At 63.7% G+C, this 25631-nt stretch carries 27 protein-coding genes and 1 other RNA gene; 16 read left to right on the plus strand and 12 right to left on the minus strand.

Annotation, left to right across the window (positions count from 1 at the left end; all coding sequences use genetic code 11):
* Window positions 1–5: 5 nt before the first annotated feature.
* A complete protein-coding gene (locus tag J0W34_RS05500; RefSeq protein ID WP_230970987.1) occupies window positions 6–764 on the minus strand; it encodes a GNAT family N-acetyltransferase in 759 nt (252 codons plus the stop codon).
* Between the two features lie 167 nt (window positions 765–931).
* Between J0W34_RS05500 and J0W34_RS05505 the strand changes: the two genes are divergently transcribed.
* The 3 genes from J0W34_RS05505 (at window position 932) to J0W34_RS05515 (ending at window position 3624) form a co-directional block, all read left to right on the plus strand.
* Entirely contained in the window at window positions 932–2143 is a 1212-nt protein-coding gene (locus J0W34_RS05505) for a glycosyltransferase family 4 protein (protein WP_230970988.1), read from the plus strand.
* A gap of 81 nt (window positions 2144–2224) precedes the next feature.
* Window positions 2225–3160, plus strand: a complete 936-nt coding sequence (locus J0W34_RS05510; RefSeq protein WP_230970989.1) for a carbohydrate kinase family protein — start codon at window positions 2225–2227, stop codon at window positions 3158–3160.
* Window positions 3154–3624, plus strand: a complete 471-nt coding sequence (locus tag J0W34_RS05515; RefSeq protein ID WP_227818187.1) for an outer membrane lipoprotein — start codon at window positions 3154–3156, stop codon at window positions 3622–3624. Before J0W34_RS05510 ends, J0W34_RS05515 begins: the two co-directional genes overlap by 7 nt.
* A gap of 57 nt (window positions 3625–3681) precedes the next feature.
* On the opposite strand, the gene J0W34_RS05520 is transcribed toward J0W34_RS05515, so the two are convergent.
* The 8 genes from J0W34_RS05520 to J0W34_RS05555 form a co-directional block, all read right to left on the minus strand.
* Window positions 3682–4077, minus strand: coding sequence for a diacylglycerol kinase (locus J0W34_RS05520; protein WP_230970990.1), 396 nt, complete (start codon window positions 4075–4077; stop codon window positions 3682–3684).
* Between the two features lie 83 nt (window positions 4078–4160).
* Entirely contained in the window at window positions 4161–6398 is a 2238-nt protein-coding gene (locus J0W34_RS05525; protein WP_230970991.1) for a DUF3426 domain-containing protein, read from the minus strand.
* Complete coding sequence (gene prmA, locus J0W34_RS05530; RefSeq protein WP_230970992.1) at window positions 6395–7282, minus strand: 50S ribosomal protein L11 methyltransferase; 888 nt, start codon at window positions 7280–7282, stop codon at window positions 6395–6397. The genes J0W34_RS05525 and prmA overlap by 4 nt, the downstream gene beginning before the upstream one ends.
* A gap of 5 nt (window positions 7283–7287) precedes the next feature.
* Window positions 7288–8649, minus strand: coding sequence for an acetyl-CoA carboxylase biotin carboxylase subunit (gene accC, locus J0W34_RS05535; protein ID WP_227817767.1), 1362 nt, complete (start codon window positions 8647–8649; stop codon window positions 7288–7290).
* Between the two features lie 52 nt (window positions 8650–8701).
* Window positions 8702–9151 (minus strand): acetyl-CoA carboxylase biotin carboxyl carrier protein, encoded by a 450-nt coding sequence (gene accB, locus J0W34_RS05540; protein WP_230970993.1) that lies wholly within the window; start codon window positions 9149–9151, stop codon window positions 8702–8704.
* 44 nt (window positions 9152–9195) lie between these two features.
* Window positions 9196–9711, minus strand: coding sequence for a type II 3-dehydroquinate dehydratase (aroQ, locus tag J0W34_RS05545; protein ID WP_230970994.1), 516 nt, complete (start codon window positions 9709–9711; stop codon window positions 9196–9198).
* Window positions 9712–9775: 64 nt separating this feature from the next.
* Window positions 9776–10357 carry a TlpA disulfide reductase family protein gene (locus tag J0W34_RS05550; RefSeq protein ID WP_230970995.1) on the minus strand — a complete coding sequence of 194 codons (582 nt, stop codon included), beginning with the start codon at window positions 10355–10357 and terminating at the stop codon, window positions 9776–9778.
* Window positions 10354–10947 (minus strand): hypothetical protein, encoded by a 594-nt coding sequence (locus J0W34_RS05555; RefSeq protein ID WP_227817771.1) that lies wholly within the window; start codon window positions 10945–10947, stop codon window positions 10354–10356. The genes J0W34_RS05550 and J0W34_RS05555 overlap by 4 nt, the downstream gene beginning before the upstream one ends.
* Before the next feature lie 90 nt (window positions 10948–11037).
* Here J0W34_RS05555 and mpl point away from each other — a divergent pair, with 90 nt between their 5' ends.
* Complete coding sequence (gene mpl / locus J0W34_RS05560) at window positions 11038–12378, plus strand: UDP-N-acetylmuramate:L-alanyl-gamma-D-glutamyl-meso-diaminopimelate ligase (RefSeq protein ID WP_230970996.1); 1341 nt, start codon at window positions 11038–11040, stop codon at window positions 12376–12378.
* A 63-nt stretch (window positions 12379–12441) separates the two neighbouring features.
* Here the strand turns inward: mpl and J0W34_RS05565 are convergent, their stop codons facing one another.
* From J0W34_RS05565 to J0W34_RS05575, 3 genes are all read right to left on the minus strand, one after another.
* The gene (locus J0W34_RS05565) at window positions 12442–13071 is read right to left on the minus strand and encodes a BON domain-containing protein (RefSeq protein ID WP_407941141.1); all 630 of its coding nucleotides are present in this window, start codon (window positions 13069–13071) and stop codon (window positions 12442–12444) included.
* Entirely contained in the window at window positions 13068–13658 is a 591-nt protein-coding gene (locus J0W34_RS05570) for a phosphoheptose isomerase (protein ID WP_227817773.1), read from the minus strand. The genes J0W34_RS05565 and J0W34_RS05570 overlap by 4 nt, the downstream gene beginning before the upstream one ends.
* An 83-nt stretch (window positions 13659–13741) precedes the next feature.
* Window positions 13742–14161, minus strand: coding sequence for a YraN family protein (locus tag J0W34_RS05575; RefSeq protein ID WP_230970997.1), 420 nt, complete (start codon window positions 14159–14161; stop codon window positions 13742–13744).
* Between J0W34_RS05575 and rsmI the strand changes: the two genes are divergently transcribed.
* The 12 genes from rsmI (at window position 14160) to mraY (ending at window position 25619) form a co-directional block, all read left to right on the plus strand.
* Window positions 14160–15026 carry a 16S rRNA (cytidine(1402)-2'-O)-methyltransferase gene (rsmI, locus tag J0W34_RS05580; RefSeq protein WP_230970998.1) on the plus strand — a complete coding sequence of 289 codons (867 nt, stop codon included), beginning with the start codon at window positions 14160–14162 and terminating at the stop codon, window positions 15024–15026. The two genes, J0W34_RS05575 and rsmI, sit on opposite strands and share 2 nt — an antisense overlap.
* Before the next feature lie 49 nt (window positions 15027–15075).
* Window positions 15076–16110 carry a dihydroorotase gene (gene pyrC, locus J0W34_RS05585; RefSeq protein WP_230970999.1) on the plus strand — a complete coding sequence of 345 codons (1035 nt, stop codon included), beginning with the start codon at window positions 15076–15078 and terminating at the stop codon, window positions 16108–16110.
* Window positions 16111–16124: 14 nt separating this feature from the next.
* Window positions 16125–16553, plus strand: coding sequence for a hypothetical protein (locus J0W34_RS05590; RefSeq protein WP_230971000.1), 429 nt, complete (start codon window positions 16125–16127; stop codon window positions 16551–16553).
* Complete coding sequence (locus J0W34_RS05595; protein ID WP_230971001.1) at window positions 16550–17413, plus strand: DUF3025 domain-containing protein; 864 nt, start codon at window positions 16550–16552, stop codon at window positions 17411–17413. The genes J0W34_RS05590 and J0W34_RS05595 overlap by 4 nt, the downstream gene beginning before the upstream one ends.
* 10 nt (window positions 17414–17423) lie before the next feature.
* Window positions 17424–17882: RNase P RNA component class A (gene rnpB / locus J0W34_RS05600), an RNA gene on the plus strand.
* A 373-nt stretch (window positions 17883–18255) separates the two neighbouring features.
* Entirely contained in the window at window positions 18256–18702 is a 447-nt protein-coding gene (gene mraZ, locus J0W34_RS05605) for a division/cell wall cluster transcriptional repressor MraZ (protein ID WP_227817779.1), read from the plus strand.
* A complete protein-coding gene (gene rsmH / locus J0W34_RS05610; RefSeq protein WP_227817780.1) occupies window positions 18699–19628 on the plus strand; it encodes a 16S rRNA (cytosine(1402)-N(4))-methyltransferase RsmH in 930 nt (309 codons plus the stop codon). Before mraZ ends, rsmH begins: the two co-directional genes overlap by 4 nt.
* On the plus strand, window positions 19628–19894 hold the full coding sequence (gene ftsL / locus J0W34_RS05615; protein ID WP_227817781.1) for a cell division protein FtsL: 267 nt from the start codon (window positions 19628–19630) through the stop codon (window positions 19892–19894). The genes rsmH and ftsL overlap by 1 nt, the downstream gene beginning before the upstream one ends.
* Window positions 19891–21639 carry a peptidoglycan D,D-transpeptidase FtsI family protein gene (locus J0W34_RS05620; protein ID WP_227817782.1) on the plus strand — a complete coding sequence of 583 codons (1749 nt, stop codon included), beginning with the start codon at window positions 19891–19893 and terminating at the stop codon, window positions 21637–21639. The genes ftsL and J0W34_RS05620 overlap by 4 nt, the downstream gene beginning before the upstream one ends.
* A complete protein-coding gene (locus tag J0W34_RS05625) occupies window positions 21636–23132 on the plus strand; it encodes a UDP-N-acetylmuramoyl-L-alanyl-D-glutamate--2,6-diaminopimelate ligase (RefSeq protein WP_230971002.1) in 1497 nt (498 codons plus the stop codon). Before J0W34_RS05620 ends, J0W34_RS05625 begins: the two co-directional genes overlap by 4 nt.
* A complete protein-coding gene (locus J0W34_RS05630; RefSeq protein WP_407941143.1) occupies window positions 23129–24541 on the plus strand; it encodes a UDP-N-acetylmuramoyl-tripeptide--D-alanyl-D-alanine ligase in 1413 nt (470 codons plus the stop codon). Before J0W34_RS05625 ends, J0W34_RS05630 begins: the two co-directional genes overlap by 4 nt.
* A complete protein-coding gene (mraY, locus tag J0W34_RS05635; RefSeq protein ID WP_230971003.1) occupies window positions 24531–25619 on the plus strand; it encodes a phospho-N-acetylmuramoyl-pentapeptide-transferase in 1089 nt (362 codons plus the stop codon). The genes J0W34_RS05630 and mraY overlap by 11 nt, the downstream gene beginning before the upstream one ends.
* Window positions 25620–25631: the final 12 nt, after the last annotated feature.

Here is a 25631-nt window from a genome sequence, read left to right on the forward strand (position 1 = left end):
GGTGCTCAGTCTTTACGTCCCATGAAGTGTTTGGCGTACTTGCCGTCCACCCGGGTCATCGGCATCAGGATGGGCAGGTCGGCGGTGTTGAAGTCAGGATCCCAGGCTGGCTCTCCGCAAATCCAGGCGCCTGCACGCAGATAGCCCTTGATCAGCGGTGGGGCTTCGGCGTCGAGATGCCCGTTCAGCTTGTCCAGCGGCAGTGCCGTGCGTGGGAAGACGCGATATTCAAGCGGTGCCAGGTGTTTTTCCTTGAGCTGATTATACAGACTCGCTGCCAGATGACCGCCGTCGGCCATGCTCACGGAGGCGCAGCCGACCAGATAGTCGTAGCTGCGCTCCTGCATGTAACGGGCCAGGCCCGACCACAGCAGGGTAATGACCGCGCCGGTGCGATAGTCGGCATCGATGCACGAGCGGCCGATCTCGACCAGACGTCCGCGCAGATGCTGCAGGCGGGTGAGGTCGAATTCGTTCTCGGAGTAATAGCCACCGACGCGACGGGCTGCGTCCGGCGGCAGGATGCGGTAGGTGCCGACGATCTTGCCCTGATCTTCGTCGCGAACGATCAGATGTTCACAGAACGGATCGTAGATATCGCGATCGACGCCGGGTGTGCGTGAGGACAGCTTGGCGCCCATCTCTTCGGCAAACACGCGGTAACGCAGCTTCTGGGCTTCGAGGATTTCGGTCTCGCAGGTGGCCAGGCCAACGCGGAGATTGCGGCGACGGCGTGCGGCGGCGTCAAGACGTTTTTCCAACATGGTGCTGTCCTTTTTTCTGAAGTTGCCCCGCACTCTAGAAATTCGACTTTGCAGCACCATGACGGCCGCGTTACGCGAAGGTGACGATGCTTCCCGGGCGACGATGTCATGCGATCGTCACGAACACGTCATGGTGATGTCGCGTACCGGTAGCAGCATCCCGTGCCATGAATCAGAGTCCGCTGACCCTTGAGCACCTGGCCGGGGTGCGCCGACAGTTGCGCGTGGCCGTGGTGACCGAAACCTATCCGCCCGAGGTCAATGGCGTTGCCATGACCACGGGGCGTCTCGTGTCTCAATTGATCGAGATGGGGCATATCGTGACCCTGGTCCGCCCGCGTCAGGGGGCGGCCGACATCCCGGCCCAGGACGAGCGATTCGAGGAGGTGTTGTCCCGCGGCATCCCCATCCCGAAGTACAACCACCTCAAGATGGGCTTGCCGGCGCGCCACCTGCTGACCAAGTTGTGGTCGGTGCGTCGCCCGGATGTGGTGCAGATCGTGACCGAAGGCCCGCTTGGCTGGTCGGCGCTGGGCGCTGCGCGCAAATTGCGCATTCCGGCCATTACCGAGTTCCACACCAACTTCCACAGCTACAGCCGGTATTACGGCGTCGGCTGGCTCAAACAGCCCGTGGAGGCCTACCTGCGCCGATTTCACAACAAGGGCGAGATGTGTCTGGTGCCGACGCGGGCAATGGCGGACAAGCTGAGCCGAAAGGGGGTTCGCGCGGTCGAAGTGGTCGCACGCGGCGTGGATACCGCCCTGTTTTCGCCCGCGCGCAGAAGCGAAGCACTGCGGGAGCAATGGGGCGCCAGGCCAGAGACACTGGTCGCGACGGTGGTCGGGCGGGTCGCTCCGGAAAAAAATCTCGCACTGGCCTTGCGCGCGTTCGATGCGCTGGCCGAGCGCCATGGGGATGCCCGCCTGGTGGTGGTCGGTGACGGGCCGTCACTCGATGCGCTCAAGGCCTCCCACCCGCGGCACATCTATGTCGGCATGCGCACGGGCGAGGATCTGGCTTCGCACTATGCTTCCGCAGACCTGTTCCTCTTTCCGAGCACGACCGAAACCTTTGGCAATGTGGCCACCGAAGCGCTCGCCAGTGGCTTGCCGGTGGTGGGATACGACTACGCGGCCGTCGCCGAGCGGGTTAAGACCGGCCTCAACGGGTGGCGCGTGCCGATGGATGACGAAGCGGCCTTCGTTCATGCGGCCATGGCCGCCGCTAACCCGGGTGCTCTCGAGCCGCTGCGTCATGGCGCTCGTGAGAGCGTCCTGGAGCTCGATTGGCGCGCCATCGCGCAGACCCTGGTCGATGTGATGGAGTCGGTGCTGGCCCGGCACGAAGCGCGGGCGGGGCTGGCGGCGGCGCGCTGAGACGCAGTCAGGCTGCAGGGCCGCGCCGCGTACGCGAATGAAAGCCTATACTTTCACTTTCGCTTAACAGAACGGTTTCCCATGTCAGTGCTTGTCTGCGGTTCCATCGCCTACGACACCATTATGGTGTTTCATGATCGCTTCAAGGATCACATCCTCCCGGACAAGATTCACATTCTGAATGTCGCCTTTCTGGTGCCGGATATGCGTCGCGAGTATGGCGGTTGTGCGGGCAATATCGCCTACAACCTCAAACTGCTCGGCGGCGAGCCCATGATCATGGCCACGGTGGGTGATGATGCCGCGCCATACCTCGACCGTCTCGATGGTCTCGGCCTCAGCCGTGCTCATGTGCGTCAGGTGTCGGGCAGCTTCACGGCCCAGGCATTCATCACCACCGATCTGGACGATAACCAGATTACGGCCTTTCATCCGGGAGCGATGAACTTCTCGCATGAAAACAGGGTCGAGGAAACGAAGGGCATCAAGCTGGGCATCGTGGCGCCGGATGGGCGCGATGGCATGATCGAGCATGCACGGCAGTTCGCCGAGGCGGGTATTCCGTTCATTTTCGACCCGGGTCAGGGCCTGCCGATGTTCTCTGGCGACGATCTAATGCGTTTCCTCGAGGCGGCCACCTATTGCGCACTCAACGACTACGAGGCGCAGATGATGACCGAGAAAACAGGCAAAAGCCTTGAGCAGATCGCAGAACTCGTCGATGCGCTGATCGTGACGCGGGGCGCTTCCGGGTCGGAGATTTACACGGCAGGACAACGTATTGACGTGCCGTGCGTTAAAGCAGATGAGCTGGTCGATCCGACGGGCTGTGGCGACGCCTTCCGGGGCGGCCTGCTGTACGGCATCGTCAACGGCTTCGACTGGCAGACGACGGGGCGGCTTGCCGCCGTGATGGGCAGTATCAAGATTGCCCATCGTGGCGGGCAGAACCATGCGCCCAGTCGGGATGAAATCGCCGAGCGCTATGCGACGGCTTTTGGAGAAAGACCATGGTAAGGAAAGATCTGCGTGCTCGCGTCACCCTGCTGGCGCTGGTCGCAAGCCTGGGGCTGGCCGGTTGCGCGAGCAACCTCACCGGTGACAGCTATTCACGCGACGAGGCCCGACGGGCCATGGTGGTGCGCTATGCAACCATCGATTCAATGCGCCTGGTGAAGCTCGAGGGCACCAAGAGCAATGTGGGGACGGTGGCCGGTGGTGCCGTGGGCGGCATTGCGGGTAGCAGCATCGGCAGCGGCAAGGGCTCGGCCGTTGGCGCCGTCATTGGTGCGGTGGCCGGCGGGCTGGCCGGTGCTGCGGCCGAAGAGGGGCTGACCCGCTCGCAGGGGATCGAGATCACCGTGCGGCTCGACAACGGCTCGCACATGGCGATCGTTCAGGAATACAACGGCGAAAATTTTGTGCCGGGTCAGCGAGTGCGGCTGGTTCAGAACGGTAGCACGACACGCGTGACCCCCTGAGAGACGCACCAGGGCTCAGCATTGAGAAGCACCCCGCGGGGTGCTTTTTTTCGGGCTTCAAGCCAAGAGCACGAAGCCCCAGACGGTGGCCAGATTGATCAGCGTGATCAGAACGGCGGCACTGCCGATATCCTTGGCGCGTTTGGCCAGACGGTGCCGTTCGAGCGAGACGCGATCGACCACGGCTTCTACGGCGGAGTTCATCAACTCCACGATCAGCACCAGCAGCACCGAGGCGATGAGCATGGCCTTGCTCGGGCCTGGGACCGAGAGAAACAGCGCGATTGGAATCAGCACGATGGCAAGCAGGCATTCCTGCCGGAAGGCGTCTTCGTGCTTGAATGCAGCCTTGAGGCCATCAAGCGAGTACTTGAAAGCGTTCCAGATGCGTTTGAGGCCTGTCTTGCCCTTGTAGGGGCTTTCGCCGGGCGGGGGATTGTCCGGGGGCAGCATGGGGGCTGTCATCTGGGTGGTGTCTCGCAGAGGTTATGTTGGCGGTAAAGGCGCGAGTCTCACGCGGCCACATGTCACCCGTGTTAAGGGTAGAAGGCGTAGAGCCGATACCCGGCCGCATTGACGTTGTCGGCCGAGAATTCCACTTCGACTACTTCGGTCGCGCCGCCCGCAAACCCGGTGCCATCCGGCGCCTTGCCGAGCCACTCTTCCGGCGTGAGCACCTTGCGTACCACCGGTTGGTCTCGGGCGTCGGTGAGGGTCAGCTCCAGATGGGGGAACGCCTGGGCTTCCCGGTTGCGGTTGGTCAGCGTGGCCGTCAGCAGGAAAACGCCTTCACGTTCGGGCAAACGGTTCAGATCGGAGGCCTCGATGCTGATCTGCTTGGGGTCGCGGGGCAGGGCCATGCTGCATCCCACGCTCGCGCACAGCGTTTCGAAGAAGGGCTGGAGCTGAGGTGCGGCCTCGATGAGCTGCTTTCGATAGTAGATGGCAATCTGCGCCGCAAGGACTGCAATCAACACGCCGGCAAGCATACCCGAGAACCACGGCGTGCCTTCGCGCCGATCGGGAAGCGAGTCGAGTGCCTTTTCTTCGGGTGCGGGCTCTGTTTCCGGTTCGTCGGCACCGGCGGTCTCGTCCTGCCGGTTGGCCGATTCCGTGTCGGTGGGCGGTTGCTTGCTCTCGACATCCATGATGGTGAACACGTCTTCCGACGATGCCGGCGCCTCGGCTTCGGCATCGTCGGCCCGTGGTTCTTCATCGATGTGTTCTTCCTGGTCGCTTGAGCCTTCAACCGGAGCTGCGCTGGCCTCGGTGGGTGACGCTTCGTCGAGCGTCGATTCGGCCGATTCAGGGTCGTCAATGTCGAGCACGAAGTCGGCATACGCGTCGGATGCGTCTTCCTCGACGACAGTCTCCTGAGCCGCACGTTCGGCGCGCTGCTCGCTGACCTTCGCTTCCAGATGCTCGTCCGGTGCCAGCAAGGCGTCCAGGTCGGCCTCTGCTGTTGCGGGCGAGCCTGCTTCTTCCTCCGTTCGTGTGCTATCCGGCTCCCCCTGCTCAAACTCGCGCAGTGATTCGGGGTCCGTCATGGAGGCCTCAAAGGCGTCCAGCGATGGTGCAGTGAAGCCACCCTCGCTTGGCACTGGAGGCGGAGGCGCGGTTTCTTCGGTGGGCACGGCCTCGTTCGCCATGGCGTAACCATCGGAACTAGAGTCCTCTGCCTGCTCATCAGGCTCGTCTTCGAGCTGAGCATCCAGCTCAAACGTGTCTTCGGCCTCTGGCAAAGAGTCAATCGCCGCCAGCGCGCCGGATTCTTCTTCTGACTCAAGGTCGAGATCAATCGCGGCGTAGTCGCCCGTGTCGGGTTCGAAAGCGTCGCCAGCGCTGGCGGCGAAGCTGGCATCCGACTCGAGGTCTACTTCAAGCGCGGAGTCGAGTGGTGTGTCTGGATCAAACCAGGTCGACGTCGCGTCCGCGGGCATTTCTGCCTCGGGTTCTGCCTCGGGTTCTGCCTCGGGTTCTGCCTCGGGTTCTGCCTCGGGTTCTGCCTCGGGTTCTGCCTCGGGTTCTGCCTCGGGTTCCGGCTCGGGTTCCGGCTCGGGTTCCGGCTCGGGTTCCGGCTCGGGTTCCGGCTCGGGTTCCGGCTCGGGTTCCGGCTCGGGTTCCGGCTCGGGTTCCGGCTCGGGTTCCGGCTCGGGTTCCGGCTCGGGTTCCGGCTCGGGTTCCGGCTCGGGTTCCGGCTCGGGTTCCGGCTCGGGTTCCGGCTCGGGTTCCGGCTCGGGTTCCGGCTCGGGTTCCGGCTCGGGTTCCGGCTCGGGTTCCGGCTCGGGTTCCGGCTCGGGTTCCGGCTCGGGTTCCGGCTCGGGTTCCGGCTCGGGTTCCGGCTCGGGTTCCGGCTCGGGTTCCGGCTCGGGTTCCGGCTCGGGTTCCGGCTCGGGTTCCGGCTCGGGTTCCGGCTCGGGTTCCGGCTCGGGTGGCGTTGTCATATTCTGTTCAGCCGAAGCGGGTGCGCTGAACCCGAAGCCAGTGGCCTCTTCGTTTGACATGGGCGGCGCTGTGAAGCCGCCATCCATGGGCGTGCGCTCTTCCAGAATGAACACACTGGTCGCGGCAGCCCCCGTCACCGCTGATGTCGCAGGGCTGTCTGCGGGGTCGGTAGTCGCAGTCGCCGGGGGCGGCGTTTCGGTCTCGAGCGTGTCGAGGGCGTTGAAGACATGGCGGCATTGACCGCATCGAACGCGGCCCTGTCGTACGCGCAACTGCTCCGACGTAATGCGAAACACCGTCTGGCATGCGGGGCAGCGGGTGCGCATCATGCGCGTACGCCTTCCAGTCGCGCCCAACCCTCCCGCAACTTGCCGACATGCAGGGAGATCCAGGGGGCGTAGGCTTCGATCACCTGATCGGTCTGGCTATCCAGGATGCCGGACAAGGCAATGCGTCCCCCCGGGGCCACGAGGGTACACAGGGCGGGCGCGAGTACACGAAGCGGATTGGTCAGGATATTGGCCACGACCAGATCATATTGCCCTTCAACCGCTTGCGTCGACAGGGCGGCTTCAATATTGACGCCATTGCGTGCGGCATTGTCACGCGCCGCGTCGACCGCCTTCTCGTCGATATCGACGCCTTTGACCGAGCCCGCGCCGAGGCGCGCTGCGGCAATGGCCAGAATGCCGGAACCACAGCCATAGTCCATCACGCTGCAGCCGGGTGTGACCGTCTGCTCAAGCCATTCGAGGCAAAGATGGGTGGTCGGGTGCGAGCCGGTGCCGAAGGCCATGCCCGGGTCGAGTTCGATATTGATGGCGTCCGAATTCGGGGCTTCGTGCCATGAGGGGACGATCCACAGCCGGTCGGTAATCCGGATCGGGTCGAACTGCGACTGGGTCAGTTGCACCCAGTTCTGGTCTTCGATCTCTTCGACGGTAAAGGCCGGCACCTGCTCGAGGCCCGCTTCACCGGCGGCCAGTGACAGGGTCGAGGTCAGATCGCAGTCGGATTCGAACAGGGCGATGACCCGGCTGTGATCCCACAGACTGGCGGGCTCCATGCCGGGTTCGCCGAACTGGGGCTTTTCGGCCTCGGTGCCGGCGTCGGCATCTTCGATGCTCACCGACACGGCGCCGTGGTTCATGAGGGCATCGGATAGCGCTTCGGCGCGCTCTGCATCCGCCTGAAGGGCCACCGACAGCCACATGATGGTCAGCCCTTTTCGGTCTGGGAGCGATCCGCCAGGCGACGCTCCAGATAATGGATGCTGGTGCCGCCCTCGAGGAAGCGCGGGTCGCGAACCAGGTCGTTATGCAGCGGGATGTTGGTCTTGATGCCTTCGACTACGGCTTCGGACAAGGCGATCTGCATGCGGCGCATGGCCTGGTCACGGGTGTCGCCGTAGGTGATCAGCTTGCCGATCATGGAGTCATAGTGCGGGGGCACCATGTAGCCGGCGTAGGCGTGGGAGTCGACGCGAACGCCCGGGCCGCCGGGCATGTGCCAGTTGGTGATGCGTCCGGGGCTGGGGGTGAACTTGTAGGCATCTTCGGCGTTCAGGCGGCATTCGACCGCGTGGCCCTTGATCTCGATGTCCTTCTGCTTGAACCAGAGTTTCTCGCCCGCCGCGATGCGGATCTGCGCCTGAACGATGTCGATGCCCGTGACCAGTTCGGTCACCGGGTGTTCCACCTGAACGCGGGTGTTCATCTCGATGAAGTAGAACTCACCGTTTTCGTACAGGAATTCGAAGGTGCCCGCGCCGCGGTAGCCGATGGTGCGGCAGGCTTCGGCGCAGCGCTCGCCAATCTTGGCAATCAGCTTGCGGTCGATGCCGGGTGCCGGGGCTTCCTCGATCACCTTCTGGTGGCGTCGCTGCATGGAGCAGTCCCGCTCGCCCAGATGAACCGCGTTGCCGTGTTCGTCAGCCAGCACCTGGATCTCCACGTGACGCGGGTTCTCCAGATACTTTTCCATGTAGACCACCGGGTTGCCAAAGGCGGCTCCGGCTTCGCTGCGTGTCGTGGTGACCGCGTTGATGAGCGCCGCTTCCGTATGCACCACACGCATGCCGCGGCCGCCACCGCCACCTGCGGCCTTGATGATCACCGGGTAGCCCACGCTGCGGGCAATCTTGACGATTTCCTTGGGGTCGTCGGGCAGGGCGCCTTCAGAGCCGGGCACGCAAGGCACGCCGGCTTCAAGCATGGCGTCCTTGGCGCAGACCTTGTCGCCCATCAGGCGAATGGTGTCCGGGCGCGGGCCGATGAAAACGAAGCCGGACTCTTCCACCCGTTCGGCAAAGTCGGCGTTTTCGGACAGGAAACCGTAGCCGGGGTGAATCGCCTCGGCATCGGTGACCTCCGCAGCCGAAATGATGGCCGGCACGTTGAGGTAGCTCTGGCCGGAGGGGGCGGGCCCGATACACACCGACTCGTCCGCCAGCTTGACGTACTTGGCTTCAGTGTCGGCGACCGAATGGACCGCCACGGTACGAATGCCCAACTCGCGGCAGGCGCGCAGCACACGAAGTGCAATCTCGCCGCGGTTGGCTATGAGGATCTTGTCGAACATATGCCGTTTTATCCGATGGTCGTTTCAGGGGCTGGATGGGCGATGCGCCCGATCAGCCAACCACCATCAGCGGCTGACCGTACTCGACTGGCTGACCGTTCTCGACCAGGATGGCCTTCACGGTGCCGGAGACTTCCGAATCGATCTCGTTCATGAGCTTCATGGCTTCGATGATGCACAGGGCCTGACCTTCGGAGACGCTGGTGCCGATCTCGACGAACGGGTCCTGACCCGGGGCTGAGGCGCGGTAGAAGGTACCCACCATCGGAGAGGTGACCACGTGCCCTGCGGGCAGGGCATCTTCAGCCGGTGCTTCAGCCACGACTGCTGGCGCTGCCACGGGGGCGGCGGCCACGTGCGTGACTGCCGGGGCCGCTGCGTAGGCCGCCGGGGCCAGGGTCTTGGCAATGCGAACCTTCTCTTCACCTTCGGTGACTTCGAGTTCGGAAATGCCGGATTCCTGAACCAGGTCGATCAATTTCTTCAGCTTGCGCAGATCCATGAAGTTCTCCATACGGCACGGGCCCTTGGGGCGCCGCGCGAGACTTAATCTTGAGTCAGCCGGTTGAGGGCGAAATCGAGCGCAGCCAGGTAGCCATCGGCACCCAGCCCGCAGATCACACCCACGGCTTGGTCGGAAAAATAGGAATGGTGGCGGAACGCCTCCCGGGCGTGGACGTTCGACAGGTGAACCTCCACGTAGGGAATGGCGACCGCCGCCAGCGCGTCACGCATGGCGACGCTGGTGTGTGTATAGGCTGCCGGATTGATGATGATGAAATCCACGCCTTCGGACGCCGCGGCCTGAATGCGGTCCACAAGCTCGCCTTCGTGATTGCTCTGGAAGGATTCGAGCCGCACGCTCGCCACCTGGCAGCGGTTGAGCATGGCTTCGTGGATGTCATTGAGCGTCGTGCGACCGTAAACCTCGGGCTCGCGGGTGCCGAGCAGATTGAGGTTGGGGCCGTGCAGCACCAGGATGAGGGTGCTGTTGTCGGGCGCACTTTGCGCTTCGCTTTGGGCGTCGCTTTGTGACTTTTTCGTGCGTTTTTTCGGCGTCATGACTGCAAGTTTGCCGTAGATCGCTACATTTTGTCCAGCCGGGTTGCTGTTTTCGGAGCTCGTTTCAGAGCATCAGCGCCCGAATTTTGCCCTCAAGTTCCGCTTTGCTCAAGGTGCCGAGCCTGATCTCGCGAATCATGCCTTCGCCATCGAGGATGACAGTGAACGGCAATGCCTGGGAGGGATTGCCCAGTCTGGCCGCCAGCTGGAGGATTTCCGGCGGTGCGATCAGCAGGGGATAATTCACCCGGTATTCATCGCGAAAATCGGCGACCTTGTCGGGCATGTCCAGGCTCAGGCCGACGAACGCGACGTTCTGGTCCTTGAACTGCTCATAAGTCTCGACAAACTCCGGGATTTCCCGCCGGCAGGGCGGACACCAGGTCGCCCAGAAGTTTACCACCGCGATCTTGCCCTTGAGTGTTTTCAGGTCGTGAAACTGGCCGTTGGCGTCGGGCAGACGCAGCGCATGTACCTGAAGACCGGCTTCGGGCGCCACGGCATTGGTGTCGCCTTCAGCGGCGGCTTTGGAATCCAGACGAGGCATGAGGTACACACCGCCACCGCCACGGCTGGTCCAGTAACCGGCAGCAGCAGCAACGATCGCCACGAGCACGTAAAGCAGGGGTTTGGGCAGAGACTTCATGGGGTCGGCAGGCTGTCGTCGATCAGTTTCTCGACCGCGTCGAGGCGGGCGCGTTCCACGTGGCTACGCCGTTCCTGGCGCGATTCGAACAGCGTGAGACGCACGGGAAAGTCATCCCACTCGAACACCAGGATGGCCTCCGGTGTGTCATGCGTGAGTTTGCGTGGCTCGCGGTGCTCGTAGCGGATGTCCTGGTTGAGGAAGAAGATCTCCACGTCCTTGGCGCTGTCGGCGAACACTTCGATGTCCACCTCGGCGTAGCGGCCTGCGGTGCCGTCGAGCACGGGGCCGGTCAGGTAGGCGCGGAACGGGTTGAGCAGTTCGAGAACATCGGCGGCGGCACAGCGCATGGCATACAGGCGCTCTTCGTGCTCTTCATCCTGATAGATGGATTGATATTCGCGCAGTGCCGCTTCGATCTCGGCATTGGTGGGGAGCGAGTCGGCATCGACCGCGCCCAGTTGCTTGGCGGCCTTGCGTTTGGCGAAGCCGTAATCGCTGATGCCATCCTCAGCCATCATGCGGGCGGCGGCGGCGGCGACTTCCTGTCGAAGATGGCTGGATCGGAACCCATGAGCACGGTTTGGCATGCGCTTGTCCCCTATCGCCGTTAGAATCCGGGCCATTCTACACGGCCATCCGGATTTCGGAGTTCGGGTGCGCGCAGCGCTGGAGCAAGCATGCATATTCACATTCTGGGCATTTGCGGCACCTTCATGGGGGGGCTTGCGGTGCTCGCTCGGGCCGCTGGACACACGGTGACCGGGTGCGATGCCAACGTCTATCCGCCCATGAGCACTCAGCTTGAATCCGAAGGGATCGAGCTGACCCAGGGCTATGGGGTGGAGCAACTGGATATCGCCCCCGACGTGTTTGTCGTCGGCAATGCCATCTCCCGCGGGAATCCGCTGCTCGAGGCGATTCTGAATGCCGGTCTGCCCTATGTCTCCGGGCCGCAGTGGCTTGCCGAGCATGTGCTGCAGGGCAAATGGGTTCTGGGGGTGGCCGGCACGCATGGCAAGACGACCACCAGTTCCATGCTGGCGTGGCTGCTCGAGGATGGTGGCCTCAATCCCGGCTTCCTGATCGGTGGCGTGACCGGCAATTTTGGTGTCTCGGCGCGGCTGACCGACTCCCCGTTCTTCGTGATCGAGGCCGATGAATACGACACGGCCTTCTGCGACAAGCGCTCCAAGTTCGTGCACTACCGCCCGCGCACGGCGATTCTGAACAACCTGGAGTTCGATCACGCCGATATCTTTGTCGATCTGGCGGCCATCGAGACCCAGTTCCATCATCTGGTGCGCATCATGCCCGGGCAGGGGCGCGTCATCGCCAATGCCAATGCGCCGGCGCTGGACAGGGTGCTTGAGCGGGGATGCTGGTCCGAGCTGGAGCGCTTCGCCGGCGACGGTGGCTGGACGGCCACGCTCGATGCCGATGGCACCGGGCACTTTGCATTCGATGGCGCGTCCGTCGGTTCCGTGATGATGCCCATGGCGGGCGAGCACAATCTGCACAACGCGCTTGCCGCCATTGCCGCAGCCCGTCACGCGGGGGTGCCGGCGGCCATGTCGGTCGAGGCCCTGTCCCGCTTCAAGGGCGTCAAGCGTCGGCTGGAAGTGCGTGGCACGGTCGGTGGTGTGACGGTTTATGACGACTTCGCCCACCACCCAACCGCTATTGCGCTGACCATCGATGGGTTGCGTAAGCGCGAGCACGACGGCCGGATTCTGGCGGTGCTCGAACCGCGGTCCAATACCATGAAGCTGGGTGTGATGAAGGCGCAGCTGCCGGACAGCCTCATGGCGGCTGACGCCGTGTTCTGTTACGCCGGCGGGGTGGATTGGGACGTGGCAGGCGCGTTGAACCCGCTCGGGGCCAAGCTCGATGTCCGCACCGATCTGGACGCCCTGGTGAGCGCCATCGTGGCCGAAGCCCGTCCGGGTGACCATGTGCTGGTCATGAGCAACGGCGGGTTTGGCGGTATTCACCAGAAGCTGCTTGACGCGCTTGCCTGAAGGGGTTTTGTCGGGCATGAAAAAGCCGCCCGGTGGGCGGCTTTTTCGTTGAAGCGCAATGGCTTACTGGTCGCGCTTGAGCAGATCCAGCCGGCGCGCCTCGTTGGCGTCGATGTACTCGAACACGCGAACCACTTTCTTCACGCCGCTGGTGGTGCGTGCCACCAGCGTGGCGGCATCCGCTTCATTGCGGGTCACCAGACCCATCAGATAGACGGTACCGGCTTCGGTGACCACCTTGATGAGATTGGCCTGCACAGCCTCCGAGTCGATCATGCGCGCCTTGATCTTGGACGTGATCAGCGCGTCGTTGCTGCGCGAGGTGAGGGAGCTATGGCCTGCAACCTGAGCGTCATTGGTGATACCGCGTACGTTCGGCACGCTGGCCACGATGCCCGGCAATTGGGTCTTGACCGTCTCGTTCGGCACTTCGCCGGTGATGAGGACGTTGCGGTTGTAGGACGTGATGTTCAAGTGCACCAGATCGCCCAGTTTTTCTTTCACCGCGGCGCTGGCTTTCCACTCGATGCCTTCGTCTTCCACATAGGCGCCGGAAGTGCGGCGATCGGCGGCCATCATGGCACCGGCGCCAACACCGCCGGCCACCACGGGGAAGCACCCCTGCAGCAGTGGAACGGCCGCAGCGGCCAGGGCGAGTGCGAGCACGGTGCTGCGCAGACCTTTATTCATCATTCAACTCCAAGTAGAAGGCTATCGATACCGTCGCACAGGCAGTGCAGCACCAGCAGGTGAACTTCCTGAATGCGTGCCGTACGCTCGGCCGGGACGCACAGATGGACATCATCCGGGCCGAGCAGTTCGATCATCTGGCCGCCGCCTTTGCCGGTGAGCGCAACCACGTGCATTTCCCGTTCGTGGGCCACATGGATGGCTTCGATCACGTTGGGCGAGTTACCGCTGGTGGAAATGGCCAGCAGGATGTCGCCCGGATGCCCGAGTGCCGCAACCTGTTTGGCAAAGACCTGGTCGTAGGCGTAGTCGTTGGCGATCGAGGTGAGTGTTGACGTGTCGGTGGTCAGCGCAATCGACGCGAGCGGCGGACGTTCCATCTCGAACCGGTTGACCAGCTCGGCCGCGAAGTGCTGTGCGTCTGCCGCAGAACCGCCGTTGCCGCAGGCGAGAATCTTGCCGCCATTCATGAGGCTGCCGGTCATCAGGTCGACTGCCTGGGCGATGGGCGCCACCATGAGTTCGGCGGCGGCACGCTTGGTCGCGATGCTCTGTTCAAACTGGTCTGAAATCCGGGCGTTCAGGTCCATGCAGCGGCGTATCCGGGGGCGAAAAATCGAGCGCCGATTCTAGCATGTGGGCTCTGAACGACTATGTCCGGCGAAGTGCTTCGTTACATTCTGCCTTCAGCGTCAAAGGCATTCTGCAGCCAGACCGGTGCGGCATCGTCTGCTGCGTTGAGCAGGACGACATCGAATCGGCAGGGGGTTTTGGCGTGTCGCGGGTTCGCCAGTAACCAGTGCTGTGCGGCGAGCACGATGCGCCGCCGTTTGGCCGGTGTGATGCTGGCGGCGGCACCGCCGTAGTCTGCGCGTTGGCGCATGCGTACCTCCACGAACACCGTGGTGCCCCGGTCGGTGCAGATCAGGTCGAGTTCGCCCCCGCGCACCGCGTAGTTGCGGTCCATGACCTTGAGTCCGGCTTCGGCCAGGTAACGGGCCGCACGCGCTTCGGCCGCCTTGCCGTCGGCTTGCCCTGTGGGTGCCTCGCGGCCGACAATGCGAGCCTTGAGTCCGCCCAAGAAGTTGCGCATGCCCGACATATCCCGCTCCCTGAATACGACGCCGTCATTGTATGTGGTCGCCACGCCGATGGGGAACCTGCAGGACATCACCCTGCGCGCACTCGATGTACTGCGTCAGGTGGACGTGGTGGCGGCCGAGGACACGCGCCATACCCAGCAACTGCTCACGGCGCATGGCATTGGCGCCAGGCTGATGGCGGCGCATGAACACAACGAACAGAAGGCGGCCACCCAGATTATCGACCGGTTGACGGTAGGGGAGCAGGTGGCCTTCGTCTCCGACGCCGGCACGCCGGGCATTTCCGATCCGGGCGCGCGGCTGGTGGCGCGTGTGCGCGAGGCGGGGCACCCGGTGGTGCCGATTCCCGGTGCCAGCGCGGTCGCCGCGGCCGTCTCGGTGGCCGGGCTGGAACAGGGCGGGTTTCACTTTGTCGGTTTCCTGCCACCCAAATCAGGCGCTCGCAAGACCCGGCTTGCGGCGCTGGTTGGCGAGGCCGACGCGCTGGTCTTCTATGAGGCGCCTCATCGGGTGCTCGATACGGTGGCGGACTTGCTTGCGGTGTTCGGGCCGGAGCGGGCGTTGATCGTCGCGCGCGAGCTGACCAAGCGCTTTGAGCAGATCGTGCGTATGCCGCTGGCCGATGCTGCCGACTGGTTTGCGCAGGACACCAACCGGGTGCGTGGCGAGTTCGTGCTGATCGTCACCGGGGCCCCTCCCGAGACCGGTTTGTCGGCGGAGGCGGAGCGGGTGCTCGGTCTGTTGCTGGACGAAATGCCGCTCAAGCGTGCCGCCCGTCTCGCGGCCGACATCACCGGTGCGTCCAAGAATGCGCTCTATCAGCGGGCCCTCGAGTTGAAGTCCGCAGAAGATTGATTGCGTCCGGGCCGATATAATCCGGCCCAGTCATCCCCGAGGTTCTTTCATGCAAACGCTTACCATCACCCGCCCCGACGACTGGCACCTGCATGTGCGCGATGGCGCCGCCATGGCCGCCGTCGTGCCGGCCACCGCGCGTCGTTTCGGCCGCGCGATCATCATGCCCAACCTGAAGCCGCCGGTGGTGACGACCGCCGATGCGCAGGCCTACCGCGAGCGCATTCTCGCGGCGGTGCCAGAGGGCCTCAAGTTCGATCCGCTGATGACGTTGTATCTGACAGACAACACGGCCCCCGACGAAATCGACCGGGCCCGCGAGAGCGGCATCGTGCATGCGGTGAAGCTCTACCCGGCCGGGGCAACCACCAATTCGGACCATGGCGTGACCTCGATCGACAAGGTGCGCCCGGTGCTCGAACGGATGGAAAAGCTGGGCATGGTGTTGTGTGTTCACGGAGAGGTGACCCATGGTGACATTGATATCTTTGATCGCGAGCGCGTCTTTATCGATCGTGTGCTGGCGAATCTGGCAACGGAATATCCGGCGCTGCGCATTGTCTTCGAACACATCACGACCCGTGAGGCGGCGCAGTTCGTAGCCGAGGCGCCAGCCAACATCGCCGCCACGATCACGCCGCAGCATTTGTTGCTGAACCGCAACGCGATATTTGCCGGCGGGCTGAATCCGCATCATTACTGCCTGCCTGTGCTCAAGCGCGAAATCCACCGCGAGGCGCTGGTGGCCGCGGCCATTTCGGGTAGCCCGAAGTATTTCCTGGGTACCGATTCGGCGCCGCATGCCAGGGGGGCGAAAGAGACGGCCTGCGGCTGTGCAGGGTGTTATTCGGCCCATGCGGGCATCGAGTTGTATGCCGAGGCTTTCGAAGCTGCCGGTGCGCTGGACAAGCTTGAGGGCTTCGCCAGTCACTTCGGGGCGGACTTCTATCACTTGCCGCGCAATCAGGATTCGATCACGCTGCGTCGCGCCGAGTGGACCGTGCCTGAGGCCATTGACTACCTTGAGGGCGATCCTCTGGTACCCCTGCGCGCGGGTGGCCAGATCGCCTGGACGCTCGACTGAAGACAAGCCCAAGCATGAAACCGATTCGCCGATCCTTGCTGATGCTTCCCTTGCTGGCAACGCTGCTCACCGGATGTGAGAACTCGGGGACAGCCTATATGGTCGATGGCAAGGATCACGCGCTCATCCTCGTGCGCGAGCAGCGATTCTTCTGGTCTGACGAGATTGATCAGGCCGTTGTGGTCTCGCGACTGCCCGACTGCCAGCGGCGTGTTGCGATCTGGCCTGGAAATCCCACTGGTCCTGCCATGGATGTGTATGAGGCGGGCTATCGTCTGTGGGCGCTCAATCAGGGGCCGCGCTGGTATCTGGCCAGTACCGACAAGTGCATGGTTCAGGACTGGAATGATCCGCCGGCGTCGCCGCCCGGCGCGCTCGTGGGCACCTTTGTCATGCGCGACGGCGAAATGCAATTCGATCCGGCGACCACGCCCGGGCAATGACCGACGTTGCGACCCACGACCGGCCTGATCTGTTGGCCGGTCGTGTTCTGTTCGAGCCGCTCGCCCACTGGCTGGGCCAAAGCGGTCAGACCCTGCCTTCGCTGGACGCCATCAACCGTATTGAGGCCCCTCGTGGCGGTCGTCCGACCAATGTCCGTGGACAGCCTGTCAGGTTTGCGGCGCCGATAGAGGAGGGGGCCGCCTACGAGACGGCCGTCTTCGACGAAGGGGTCGTTGCGACGCGCCCCGATAACTGGCACGACTACTTCAATGCGCTTGTGTGGTGTGCCTTTCCGCGAACCAAGGCGGCACTCAACGCGCGCCACGTGGCGGAGATCGCCCGATTGCGGGCCAACGGTGCGTCCGAACGGGGGCGAGTCCGCGATGCGCTGACGCAATTCGACGAATGCGGCATGGTGGTGCTGGGCGCTGCCGGGCAGTTGCTGGACGGGTTGGCGCATCACGCCTGGTCCGAGGTGTTCTGGCGCTCACGCGGCGAACTGGTGTCGCGCACGCGCTTCATCCTGTTCGGTCACGCCAGCTACGATGCACTGCGTCAGCCGTTTCCGGGCCTGTGCGCCAAGGTGATCTATCTGGCTGTGCCCGAAGCGGTCATCCAGTCGTCGGTGAGTGACCAGGTGGCGCTGGTCGACCAGTGGCTGGCGCACTATTTCAAGCATGCCGACCATACGCTGAGTCCGCGAGATTTTGCGCCGCTGCCTCTGCTCGGCATTCCCGGCGTCGTTCCCGATAATCAGGCGATCGACTACTACAAGGACGTGACCCAGTTCCGACCGCTGGGTGCGCGCAAGGCACCGGATATTCATGGTTGGCGCCCGCGGGTGGTCAACCCGCTATAATCCGCGGCGGGAAGTTCGCCAGGCAGTCGCGACACGCCGTGTGCGTATCGAGGAAAGTCCGGGCCCCGTAGAGCAGGATGCCGGCTAACGGCCGGGCGCCATACGCTGGAAACAGCTAAAGCGATGGAAAGTGTTGGCCGAAGGGCTGACCCGGTGACTGATGTGATCTGTACCGCATGCGGTGGGGCAACCCGGGCATGAGTCACCCGGCAACAGAAAGGATACCGCCGACGACCACAGGTGTCGGGTAAGGGTGAAAGGGTGAGGTAAGAGCTCACCGCGGACGTGGCAACACGGACGGCACGGTAAACCCCATCCGGGGCAAGGCCAAATAGGGGAGCAATGACGTGGCTCGCGTCGCTCCCGGGTAGGCTGCATGAGCGGCATGGCAACATGTCGCCGAGAGGAATGACTGCCCGGCGCCCGCAAGGGCGTTCGACAGAACCCGGCTTATCGGCGGGCTTCCCACTTTCTCCCCCTTTCGGGGGAAACCGGCGTTCTCGATCGCGACATTCTGTTCGATCAACCCCTTTTCTGGCTGAATCCAGCCGCTGGCGAAAGCGCACTCGCCATTTCGTCCCACTTCGATCTTCGGCCTCGTCGCCCGACGAACGGCCAGTTCACATGATTTCTCATGAAGTTTCCCGTTGTCATTGATTTGACTCGGGAAAAACCGCACTTTGTGCACGTGAAGAATGACACATAAGTGGTTGTGTCCATTGGCAAAAGCCCATCTGGAATGGCTTGACCCCCTGTGACCTTTGCTCTAAAGTGGGCTCAAGTGCACAAATGTGGGAGAGAGTGCACCAAACACACTCTCCCGGTCCGTCTCAGGGGGTTCAATGTTCCAAGGCGCAGCAGCGCTCAGTCTCGATGCGAAGGGTCGCTTGTCGATTCCTGCGCGGCATCGTGGCGCGCTGGCCCAGGACCATGGTGAGGTGGTGGTCACCGCCCATCCCCAGCACTGCCTGCTGATCTACCCCGCGCAGGCATGGCAACCCATTCGGGACAAGATCCTTTCCGGCCCCAGTCTCGACAAGCGATCCGCGGCGCTCAAGCGGCTCTTCGTGGGTAACGCGCGGGACGAGAGTCTGGATGGCTCCGGTCGCGTGTTGATCGCACCGGAGCTGAGAAAGTGGGCCGATCTCGACAAGGCCGTGTGGCTGGTCGGGCAGGGCTCTCATTTCGAGCTGTGGTCAGACGAGCGCTGGCAGCAACAGCAGCAGGAGTGGGAAGAGCTCACCACCGAGGACCTCATGGCCCCGGGGCTCGAGGATCTGTCGCTGTGAGCGCCGAGCACATCACCGTCCTGCTCAACGAAGCCGTCAATGCGCTCGCCATCCGGCCGGACGGGTGCTACGTGGATGGGACCTTCGGTCGCGGTGGGCACAGCCGGCTGGTGCTCTCGCGTCTGGGAGCCCAGGGGCGCCTGATCGCTTTCGATCGCGATCCGCGTGCCGTGGAGGCGGGCGCCGCGATCAATGACTCACGTTTTTCAATGGTGCATGCACCGTTCAGCGATATGGCCGATTCGCTCGATGCCATGGGTGTGTCGCGGGTGGATGGGGTGTTGCTTGATCTGGGGGTTTCATCGCCCCAGCTGGACGAAGCCGCGCGCGGCATGAGCTTTCGATTCGATGCTCCGCTGGATATGCGCATGGATACAAGCCGCGGGCAAACCGTGGCGCAATGGCTGGCCTCAGCCGAGGTTGGCCAAATCACCGAGGTGATCAGGGACTATGGGGAAGAACGGTTTGCTCATGCGATTGCAAAGGCGGTTGTTGCTGCTCGGGCAGGGGGAGCTGTGTCAACCACTGGACAACTTGCCGCTCTCGTGGAGAAAGCGGTCCGCACGCGCGAGCCGGGGCAGCACCCGGCGACGCGCACCTTCCAGGCTCTACGGATTTTCATCAACGCGGAGCTTGAAGAGCTGTCGCTAGTCTTGCCGCAGTGTGTGGCACGACTGAGCGCGGGTGGGCGGCTGGCGGTGATCAGCTTCCATTCGCTGGAAGATCGCATCGTCAAGCGCTTCATGCGTGACGAGTCGAACCCGCCGCCGATTCCCAAGGGTTTGCCGATTCGCGAGGCGGATCGCCCGAAGCCTCGGCTCAAGCTGGTGGGCAAGGCGACAAAGCCGGGTGAGGCCGAAGTGAGTGCAAACCCGCGCTCGCGCAGCGCCGTGCTGCGGGTCGCCGAGCGGACGGAGGCTGCGTGATGGTCAGGATCGATGCCCTGCTGGTCACGCTGGTGGTGCTCAGTGCCCTTGGTGTGGTGGCGTCTCAGCATCAGTCGCGCAAGTTGCACACGGCGCTGGAGCGGGAGACCTCACGCATGCAGCAGCTGGAAGTGGAGTGGGGGCAGCTGCAGCTGGAGCAGAGCACTTGGGCTGCCCATGTGCGAATCGAAAAAATTGCCCGGCAGCGATTGCAGATGCAGATGCCACCGGTCGAGCAGATCCTCGTGATCGAGGGGGGAACATGAAAAAGCGCCGTAATGTGACCTTCAACCACAATCCGCTCCTCGACAAAGGGCTGCCCGTCTGGCGGCCCCGTGTCGTTTTGCTGGCTCTGTTGGCGGGATCGTTCGCGCTGGTGGCGCGTGCCGGCTATCTGCAGGGCGTGAACAACGAATTTCTGCAGGCCGAAGGCAAGCAGCGCTACTCGCGGGTGATCGAGATTCCCGCCACGCGCGGCAAGATCACGGACCGTCACGGCACGGTGCTGGCCGCCAGCACGCCGGTGAAGTCGATCTGGGCGATTCCGTCCGATGCCGAGCTCAAGCCCGCTCAGGTGCGCGAACTGGCCTCACTGCTCGACATGGATGTGCGCGACCTGGATCGCCGTCTTGCGCGCAACACCGATTTCTCGTACCTGAAGCGTCAGGTGCCGCCGGGCATCGCGGAAAAGGTGGAGGCGTTGAATCTGCCGGGGATTCACGAGCACCGTGAATATCGCCGCTATTATCCGGGTGCCGAGGTGATGTCCCACGTGCTGGGCTTTACCGGCGTGGATGACAAGGGGCAGGAAGGCACCGAGCTGGCGTTCGACGAACAACTGTCGGGCAAGCCGGGTTCGCGCAGGGTGATCAAGGACCGTCGCGGGCGCATCGTGGAAGACGCCGGCTCCATCAAGAAGCCGCAGGAGGGGCAGGACATCGCCCTGTCCATCGACGCCAAGATCCAGTACCTGGCCTATGCCGCGTTGCAGGAGGCCATCTCCGTCCACAACGCGAAGGCCGGCGGCGTGGTGGTGCTCGATGCACGCACCGGCGAAGTGCTGGCCATGGTCAATGCGCCGACCTACAACCCGAACAACCGCGGCTCGCTGACCGGGGCGCAATTGCGCAATCGGGCGCTCACCGACACGTTTGAACCGGGTTCGGTACTCAAGCCGTTCATCGCCGGTCTGGCCATCGAGCGCGGCAAGGTCCGGTTCGATACGGTGATCGACACGGGTGAAGGTCGGCTCACCATCGGCAACGCCACCATTTCCGACACGCACAGACACGGTCTCATGACTGTCGCGGAAGTCATTCAGAAATCGTCCAATATCGGCATCGTCCGCATGGCGATGAACTTCGAGCCAAAGGAAATGTGGTCGCTCTACGACAGCCTGGGTTTCGGCAACTCGCTGCGCACCGGCTTCCCGGGCGAGGCGGGTGGCCGGCTGCGTCCGGCGGAACACTGGCGCCCGATCGAGCAGGCCACCATGGCGTATGGTCACGGCATCTCGGTCAGCCTGATGCAGCTGGCGCATGCCTACATGGCGTTTGCGCGTGATGGCGATCTGGTGCCGGTGTCCCTGACCCGCGCAGAAGCACCGCAATTGTCGGGCCAGCGCATCTTTTCGCCCCAGACCGTGCGGGAGCTGCGCGCCATGATGGAAATGGTGACCGAAGAGGGGGGCACCGCCACTCAGGCGCGTGTGCCGGGCTATCGTGTTGCCGGCAAAACCGGGACTGCCCACAAGCTTGAGGGCGCCAAATACACCGACAAGTACATTGCCTCTTTCGTGGGGCTTGCGCCCGCCAGCGATCCTCGTCTGGTGGTGGCGGTGATGATCGACGAGCCGCGCAACAAGAAGTACTACGGTGGCCAAGTGGCCGGCCCGGTCTTCTCCAAGGTCATGGCCGGCGCGCTGCGCGCCATGTCGATTCCGCCGGATGCGCCGATCACGCCCATGCAGGTGGCCCAGGGCGGTAAAACCGAGACGCAGGAGAAGATGTGACGGAAGCCGTTGCCGACACCCTTCTTGCCGAACTGAAAGACGCTGGTATCGAACCGACGGGGGTCACCGCCGACTCCCGTCGTGTCGTGTCCGGCGATCTGTTCCTCGCCTATCCGGGGCTGACCGTGGATGGGCGTCGTTTCATCCCGGCTGCGGTCGAGGCCGGTGCCTGCGCCGTCGTGGCCGAACGAGGCGCCGGCGCATCCGCCGATGCCGGGGTGCCGATCATCGACGCGGACGGCGCCCAGCGACTGGGCGGTTATCTGGCGGATCGCATCTATGGCAGGCCCAGTGCCACCTTGTGGGTGGCCGGTGTTACCGGGACCAATGGAAAGACCACCACGAGCCAGTGGCTGGCGATGGCCCTGGCCAGTTGCGGCGTTCGCTGCGGCATCATCGGCACGCTGGGGAGCGGTTTCCCGGGCCGCCTTGAGGCCGGCATGCACACAACGCCTGACGCGCCTGCCGTGCATCGTGAGTTGGCGTCACTGCGTGATGCCGGTGCCGAGGCGGTGGCAATGGAGGTGTCATCCATTGGCCTGCACCAGGGGCGCGTCAATGGTGTGCGCTTCGATGTGGCCATCTTCACCAACCTGAGCCGCGATCATCTCGACTACCACGGTGACATGGAAACCTACGCCGAGGCCAAGGCGGACCTGTTCCGCATGGCGGTCGGTCATGCCGTGATCAATCTGGACGATGCTTTCGGTGTCGAGCTGGCCCGTCGTATGGTCGACGCCGGAACGGCCACCATTGGCTACACGCTGGTGGCCACCAATGCTGCGGCAGCCCCCGGGGTGCAGCATCTGGTCGCAGAAGAGGTGCGCAGTACCGCGTCCGGCATCCGCTTTACCGTGTGCTGGGCGGGCGAGCAACTGCCCGTCAGCGTGCGCCTGGTGGCCCCTTTCAATGTGTCGAACCTGCTCGCCGTCATGGCGACCCTGCTGGCGCGCGGCGTCTCCCTCAAGGATGCCGTGCAGGCGTGCATGCCACTGACCCCGCCCGAGGGGCGCATGCAGATCGTCGGCGGCGTCGGCGAGCCCCTGGTGCTGGTCGATTACGCGCATACGCCCGACGCACTGGAGAAAGTGCTCGAAGCGGCACGGGACACCACCCGGGCACGTCGCGGCAAACTGATCTGTGTGGTCGGTTGTGGTGGCGATCGCGACAAGGGGAAGCGCCCGATCATGGGTGAGGTGGCCTCTCGGCTGAGTGACACGGCGTGGCTCACCAGTGACAACCCCAGAACGGAAGACCCGAGCGCGATTCTGGAGCAAGTGGCTGCGGGCGCCGGACAGAATGCCGTGCTCGAAATCGACCGTGCGCAGGCGATTCGTTTTGCCATTCACTCGGCCAACCCGGACGACGTCATCGTGCTTGCCGGTAAAGGGCATGAGACGTATCAGGAAATCAACGGCGTGCGTCATCCGTTCTCGGATGTGGACGAAGCCCGGGCCGCGCTGGTGTCGCGCCCGGAAGGCGGTGCCGCATGATCGATCTCAAGTTGGCCGCCGCGACCATGCAGGCGACGCTTTCCGCGCCCGTGAGCGTGGATGCGGTTCAGACCGATACCCGGGCACTGACACCCGGCTGCCTGTTCGTCGCGCTGCGCGGTGAGCGCTTCGACGGCCATGAATTCATCAGCGCCGCCATTGATGGGGGCGCCGCTGCCGTGATGGTCGACGAGCGCTTCGTGGCGGTGCTTGAGGCGCCGTTGCCGGTGCCCGCGCTGGTCGTGGCCGATACCCGTTTGGGTCTCGGGGCACTGGCAGCATGGTGGCGTCTGCAGTTCGACATTCCCCTGATCGGCGTGACCGGCAGCAACGGCAAAACGTCGGTGAAGGAAATGTGCGCGGCCATCCTCGGCGCCAAGGCGCAGCGCGAGGGCGAGGTGCCTGAAACCGCCGTGCTGGCGACCGCGGGCAATTTCAACAACGACATCGGCCTGCCGCTGACTCTGCTGCGCCTGAAACCCGGGCACAAGGCGGCGGTGATCGAGATGGGCATGAACCATCCGGGTGAAATCGGCTACCTGACCGCCGTGGCCCGGCCGACCGTTGCGCTGGTGAACAACGCACTGCGCGCGCATCTTGAAGGCATGGGCGGGCTCGACGCCGTGGCGGTCGAAAAGGGCAGTATCTACCAGGGTCTCGGGGATGCCGGCGTGGCCATCATCAACGCCGATGACCCGTTTGCCGACTACTGGCGGGGGATCAACCAGGGGCGCAAGGTCGTCACCTTCGGCCTGGACGCCGACGATGCCGACGTACGCGTGGTCGGTCAGCTCGACCGGCTCTCCGTGCAGATCGACCTGACCGCACCCCAGGGGCAGGCCAGTTTCGAACTGCCCGTGCCGGGTCTTCACAATGCGCGCAATGCCGCGGCCGCGGCGGCCGCGTGCCTTTCTGCGGGTGCATCGCTGGATGATGTGGCTGCCGGGCTGAGTGCCTATACGGGCACCAAGGGGCGGCTGCAGCGCAAGCCCGGCAAGGGGGGCGCGGTGGTGCTCGACGACAGCTACAACGCCAACCCTGACTCGGTACGGGTGGGTATCGATGTGCTGGCCTCGACGGCTGGGCGCACGGTGCTCGTTCTCGGTGACATGGGTGAGCTGGGTGAAGCCTCTGCGCAGCTTCATGACGAGGTCGGCGGCTACGCCAAGAGCCACGGTATCGACTTCCTGCTGGGATTGGGCAGTGCAAGTGCGACAGCGGTGCACAACTTTGGTGAGGGTGGCAGCCACTTTTCGGATGTGGCGCCGCTCGTCAAGGCGCTCGAGAAACTCATGGATGCCGACACCGTGGTGCTGGTGAAGGGCTCGCGTTTCATGCGCATGGAGCGAGTGGTGGACGCCATCGTGGCTGACGACAACAACAAAAAGGAGCAAAGCCATGTTGCTTGAGCTGGCGCTCTGGCTGGGCCAGGACATCCGGACCTTCAACGTGTTCGGCTACATCACCCTGCGAACGGTGATGGCCGCACTGACCGCACTGGCGATCTCGTTCATTTTCGGCCCGGGCGTCATCCGCTGGCTGGCTGCCAAGAAGATTGGCCAGGCGGTGCGTGACGATGGCCCCAAGTCGCATCTGACCAAGGCGGGTACGCCCACCATGGGCGGGGCGCTCATCCTTATTGCGATTGGCATCACGACGCTGCTGTGGGGCGACCTGCGCAATCTGTATGTATGGGTCACGCTCCTCGTGACCCTGGGCTTTGGTGCGGTGGGCTGGGTCGATGACTGGCGCAAGGTCGTCCATCGCGACCCGAAAGGCTTGGCCAGCCGCTGGAAGTATATGTGGACCTCGGTGATCGCCATCGTGGCGGCCCTGGTGCTGGGGCTGACCGCCGACACGCCGGCCCAGACCGAACTGATCGTGCCCTTCTTCAAGGGTGTGGTGTACCCGCTGGGCGTGGGCGGCTTCGTCATTCTGTCCTACTTCGTGATCACGGGCTCGAGCCACGCGGTCAACCTCACCGACGGACTCGATGGTCTGGCGATCATGCCCACTGTCATGGTGGCCTCGGCGCTGGCGATCTTCGCCTATGTGGCAGGCCACGCGGGCTTCGCAAAATACCTGGGCGTCCCGTACATCGCCGGTGCCGGTGAACTGGCGGTCTTCTGTGGTGCGCTGGCCGGCGCGGGCCTGGGTTTTCTGTGGTTCAACGCCTATCCGGCCGAAGTGTTCATGGGCGACGTGGGCGCACTGGCGCTTGGCGCCGCGCTGGGCACCGTGGCAGTGGTCGTGCGCCAGGAAATCGTGCTCTTCATCATGGGCGGTCTGTTCGTGGCCGAAACCCTGTCGGTGATGATCCAGGTGATCTATTTCAAGGCCACCGGCGGCAAGCGGATCTTCCGCATGGCGCCGCTGCATCACCACTACGAACTGGGTGGCTGGAAGGAAACGCAGGTGGTGGTCCGCTTCTGGATCATCACCATCATGCTGGTGCTGTTCGGTCTGTCGACCCTGAAGCTGCGGTGAGAAAGCAAAGAC

This window comes from Nitrogeniibacter aestuarii, from assembly GCF_017309585.1.
GTDB classification, from domain to species: Bacteria; Pseudomonadota; Gammaproteobacteria; order Burkholderiales; family Rhodocyclaceae; genus Nitrogeniibacter; species Nitrogeniibacter aestuarii.

Coding starts and splice junctions, on each gene's coding strand:
- accC (WP_227817767.1), bottom strand. CDS start 8,649: ATGTTCGACAAGATCCTCATAGCCAACCGCGGCGAGATTGCACTTCGT.
- J0W34_RS05620 (WP_227817782.1), top strand. CDS start 19,891: ATGAAAAAGCGCCGTAATGTGACCTTCAACCACAATCCGCTCCTCGAC.
- mpl (WP_230970996.1), top strand. CDS start 11,038: ATGCATATTCACATTCTGGGCATTTGCGGCACCTTCATGGGGGGGCTT.
- J0W34_RS05590 (WP_230971000.1), top strand. CDS start 16,125: ATGAAACCGATTCGCCGATCCTTGCTGATGCTTCCCTTGCTGGCAACG.
- pyrC (WP_230970999.1), top strand. CDS start 15,076: ATGCAAACGCTTACCATCACCCGCCCCGACGACTGGCACCTGCATGTG.
- ftsL (WP_227817781.1), top strand. CDS start 19,628: ATGGTCAGGATCGATGCCCTGCTGGTCACGCTGGTGGTGCTCAGTGCC.
- J0W34_RS05550 (WP_230970995.1), bottom strand. CDS start 10,357: ATGAAGTCTCTGCCCAAACCCCTGCTTTACGTGCTCGTGGCGATCGTT.
- J0W34_RS05565 (WP_407941141.1), bottom strand. CDS start 13,071: ATGATGAATAAAGGTCTGCGCAGCACCGTGCTCGCACTCGCCCTGGCC.
- J0W34_RS05505 (WP_230970988.1), top strand. CDS start 932: ATGAATCAGAGTCCGCTGACCCTTGAGCACCTGGCCGGGGTGCGCCGA.
- J0W34_RS05630 (WP_407941143.1), top strand. CDS start 23,129: ATGATCGATCTCAAGTTGGCCGCCGCGACCATGCAGGCGACGCTTTCC.
- J0W34_RS05595 (WP_230971001.1), top strand. CDS start 16,550: ATGACCGACGTTGCGACCCACGACCGGCCTGATCTGTTGGCCGGTCGT.
- J0W34_RS05500 (WP_230970987.1), bottom strand. CDS start 764: ATGTTGGAAAAACGTCTTGACGCCGCCGCACGCCGTCGCCGCAATCTC.
- aroQ (WP_230970994.1), bottom strand. CDS start 9,711: ATGACGCCGAAAAAACGCACGAAAAAGTCACAAAGCGACGCCCAAAGC.
- J0W34_RS05515 (WP_227818187.1), top strand. CDS start 3,154: ATGGTAAGGAAAGATCTGCGTGCTCGCGTCACCCTGCTGGCGCTGGTC.
- J0W34_RS05525 (WP_230970991.1), bottom strand. CDS start 6,398: ATGATGCGCACCCGCTGCCCCGCATGCCAGACGGTGTTTCGCATTACG.
- J0W34_RS05520 (WP_230970990.1), bottom strand. CDS start 4,077: ATGCTGCCCCCGGACAATCCCCCGCCCGGCGAAAGCCCCTACAAGGGC.
- J0W34_RS05575 (WP_230970997.1), bottom strand. CDS start 14,161: ATGCGCAACTTCTTGGGCGGACTCAAGGCTCGCATTGTCGGCCGCGAG.
- mraZ (WP_227817779.1), top strand. CDS start 18,256: ATGTTCCAAGGCGCAGCAGCGCTCAGTCTCGATGCGAAGGGTCGCTTG.
- J0W34_RS05510 (WP_230970989.1), top strand. CDS start 2,225: ATGTCAGTGCTTGTCTGCGGTTCCATCGCCTACGACACCATTATGGTG.
- J0W34_RS05570 (WP_227817773.1), bottom strand. CDS start 13,658: ATGGACCTGAACGCCCGGATTTCAGACCAGTTTGAACAGAGCATCGCG.
- accB (WP_230970993.1), bottom strand. CDS start 9,151: ATGGATCTGCGCAAGCTGAAGAAATTGATCGACCTGGTTCAGGAATCC.
- rsmI (WP_230970998.1), top strand. CDS start 14,160: ATGCCCGACATATCCCGCTCCCTGAATACGACGCCGTCATTGTATGTG.
- prmA (WP_230970992.1), bottom strand. CDS start 7,282: ATGTGGCTGTCGGTGGCCCTTCAGGCGGATGCAGAGCGCGCCGAAGCG.
- J0W34_RS05555 (WP_227817771.1), bottom strand. CDS start 10,947: ATGCCAAACCGTGCTCATGGGTTCCGATCCAGCCATCTTCGACAGGAA.
- mraY (WP_230971003.1), top strand. CDS start 24,531: ATGTTGCTTGAGCTGGCGCTCTGGCTGGGCCAGGACATCCGGACCTTC.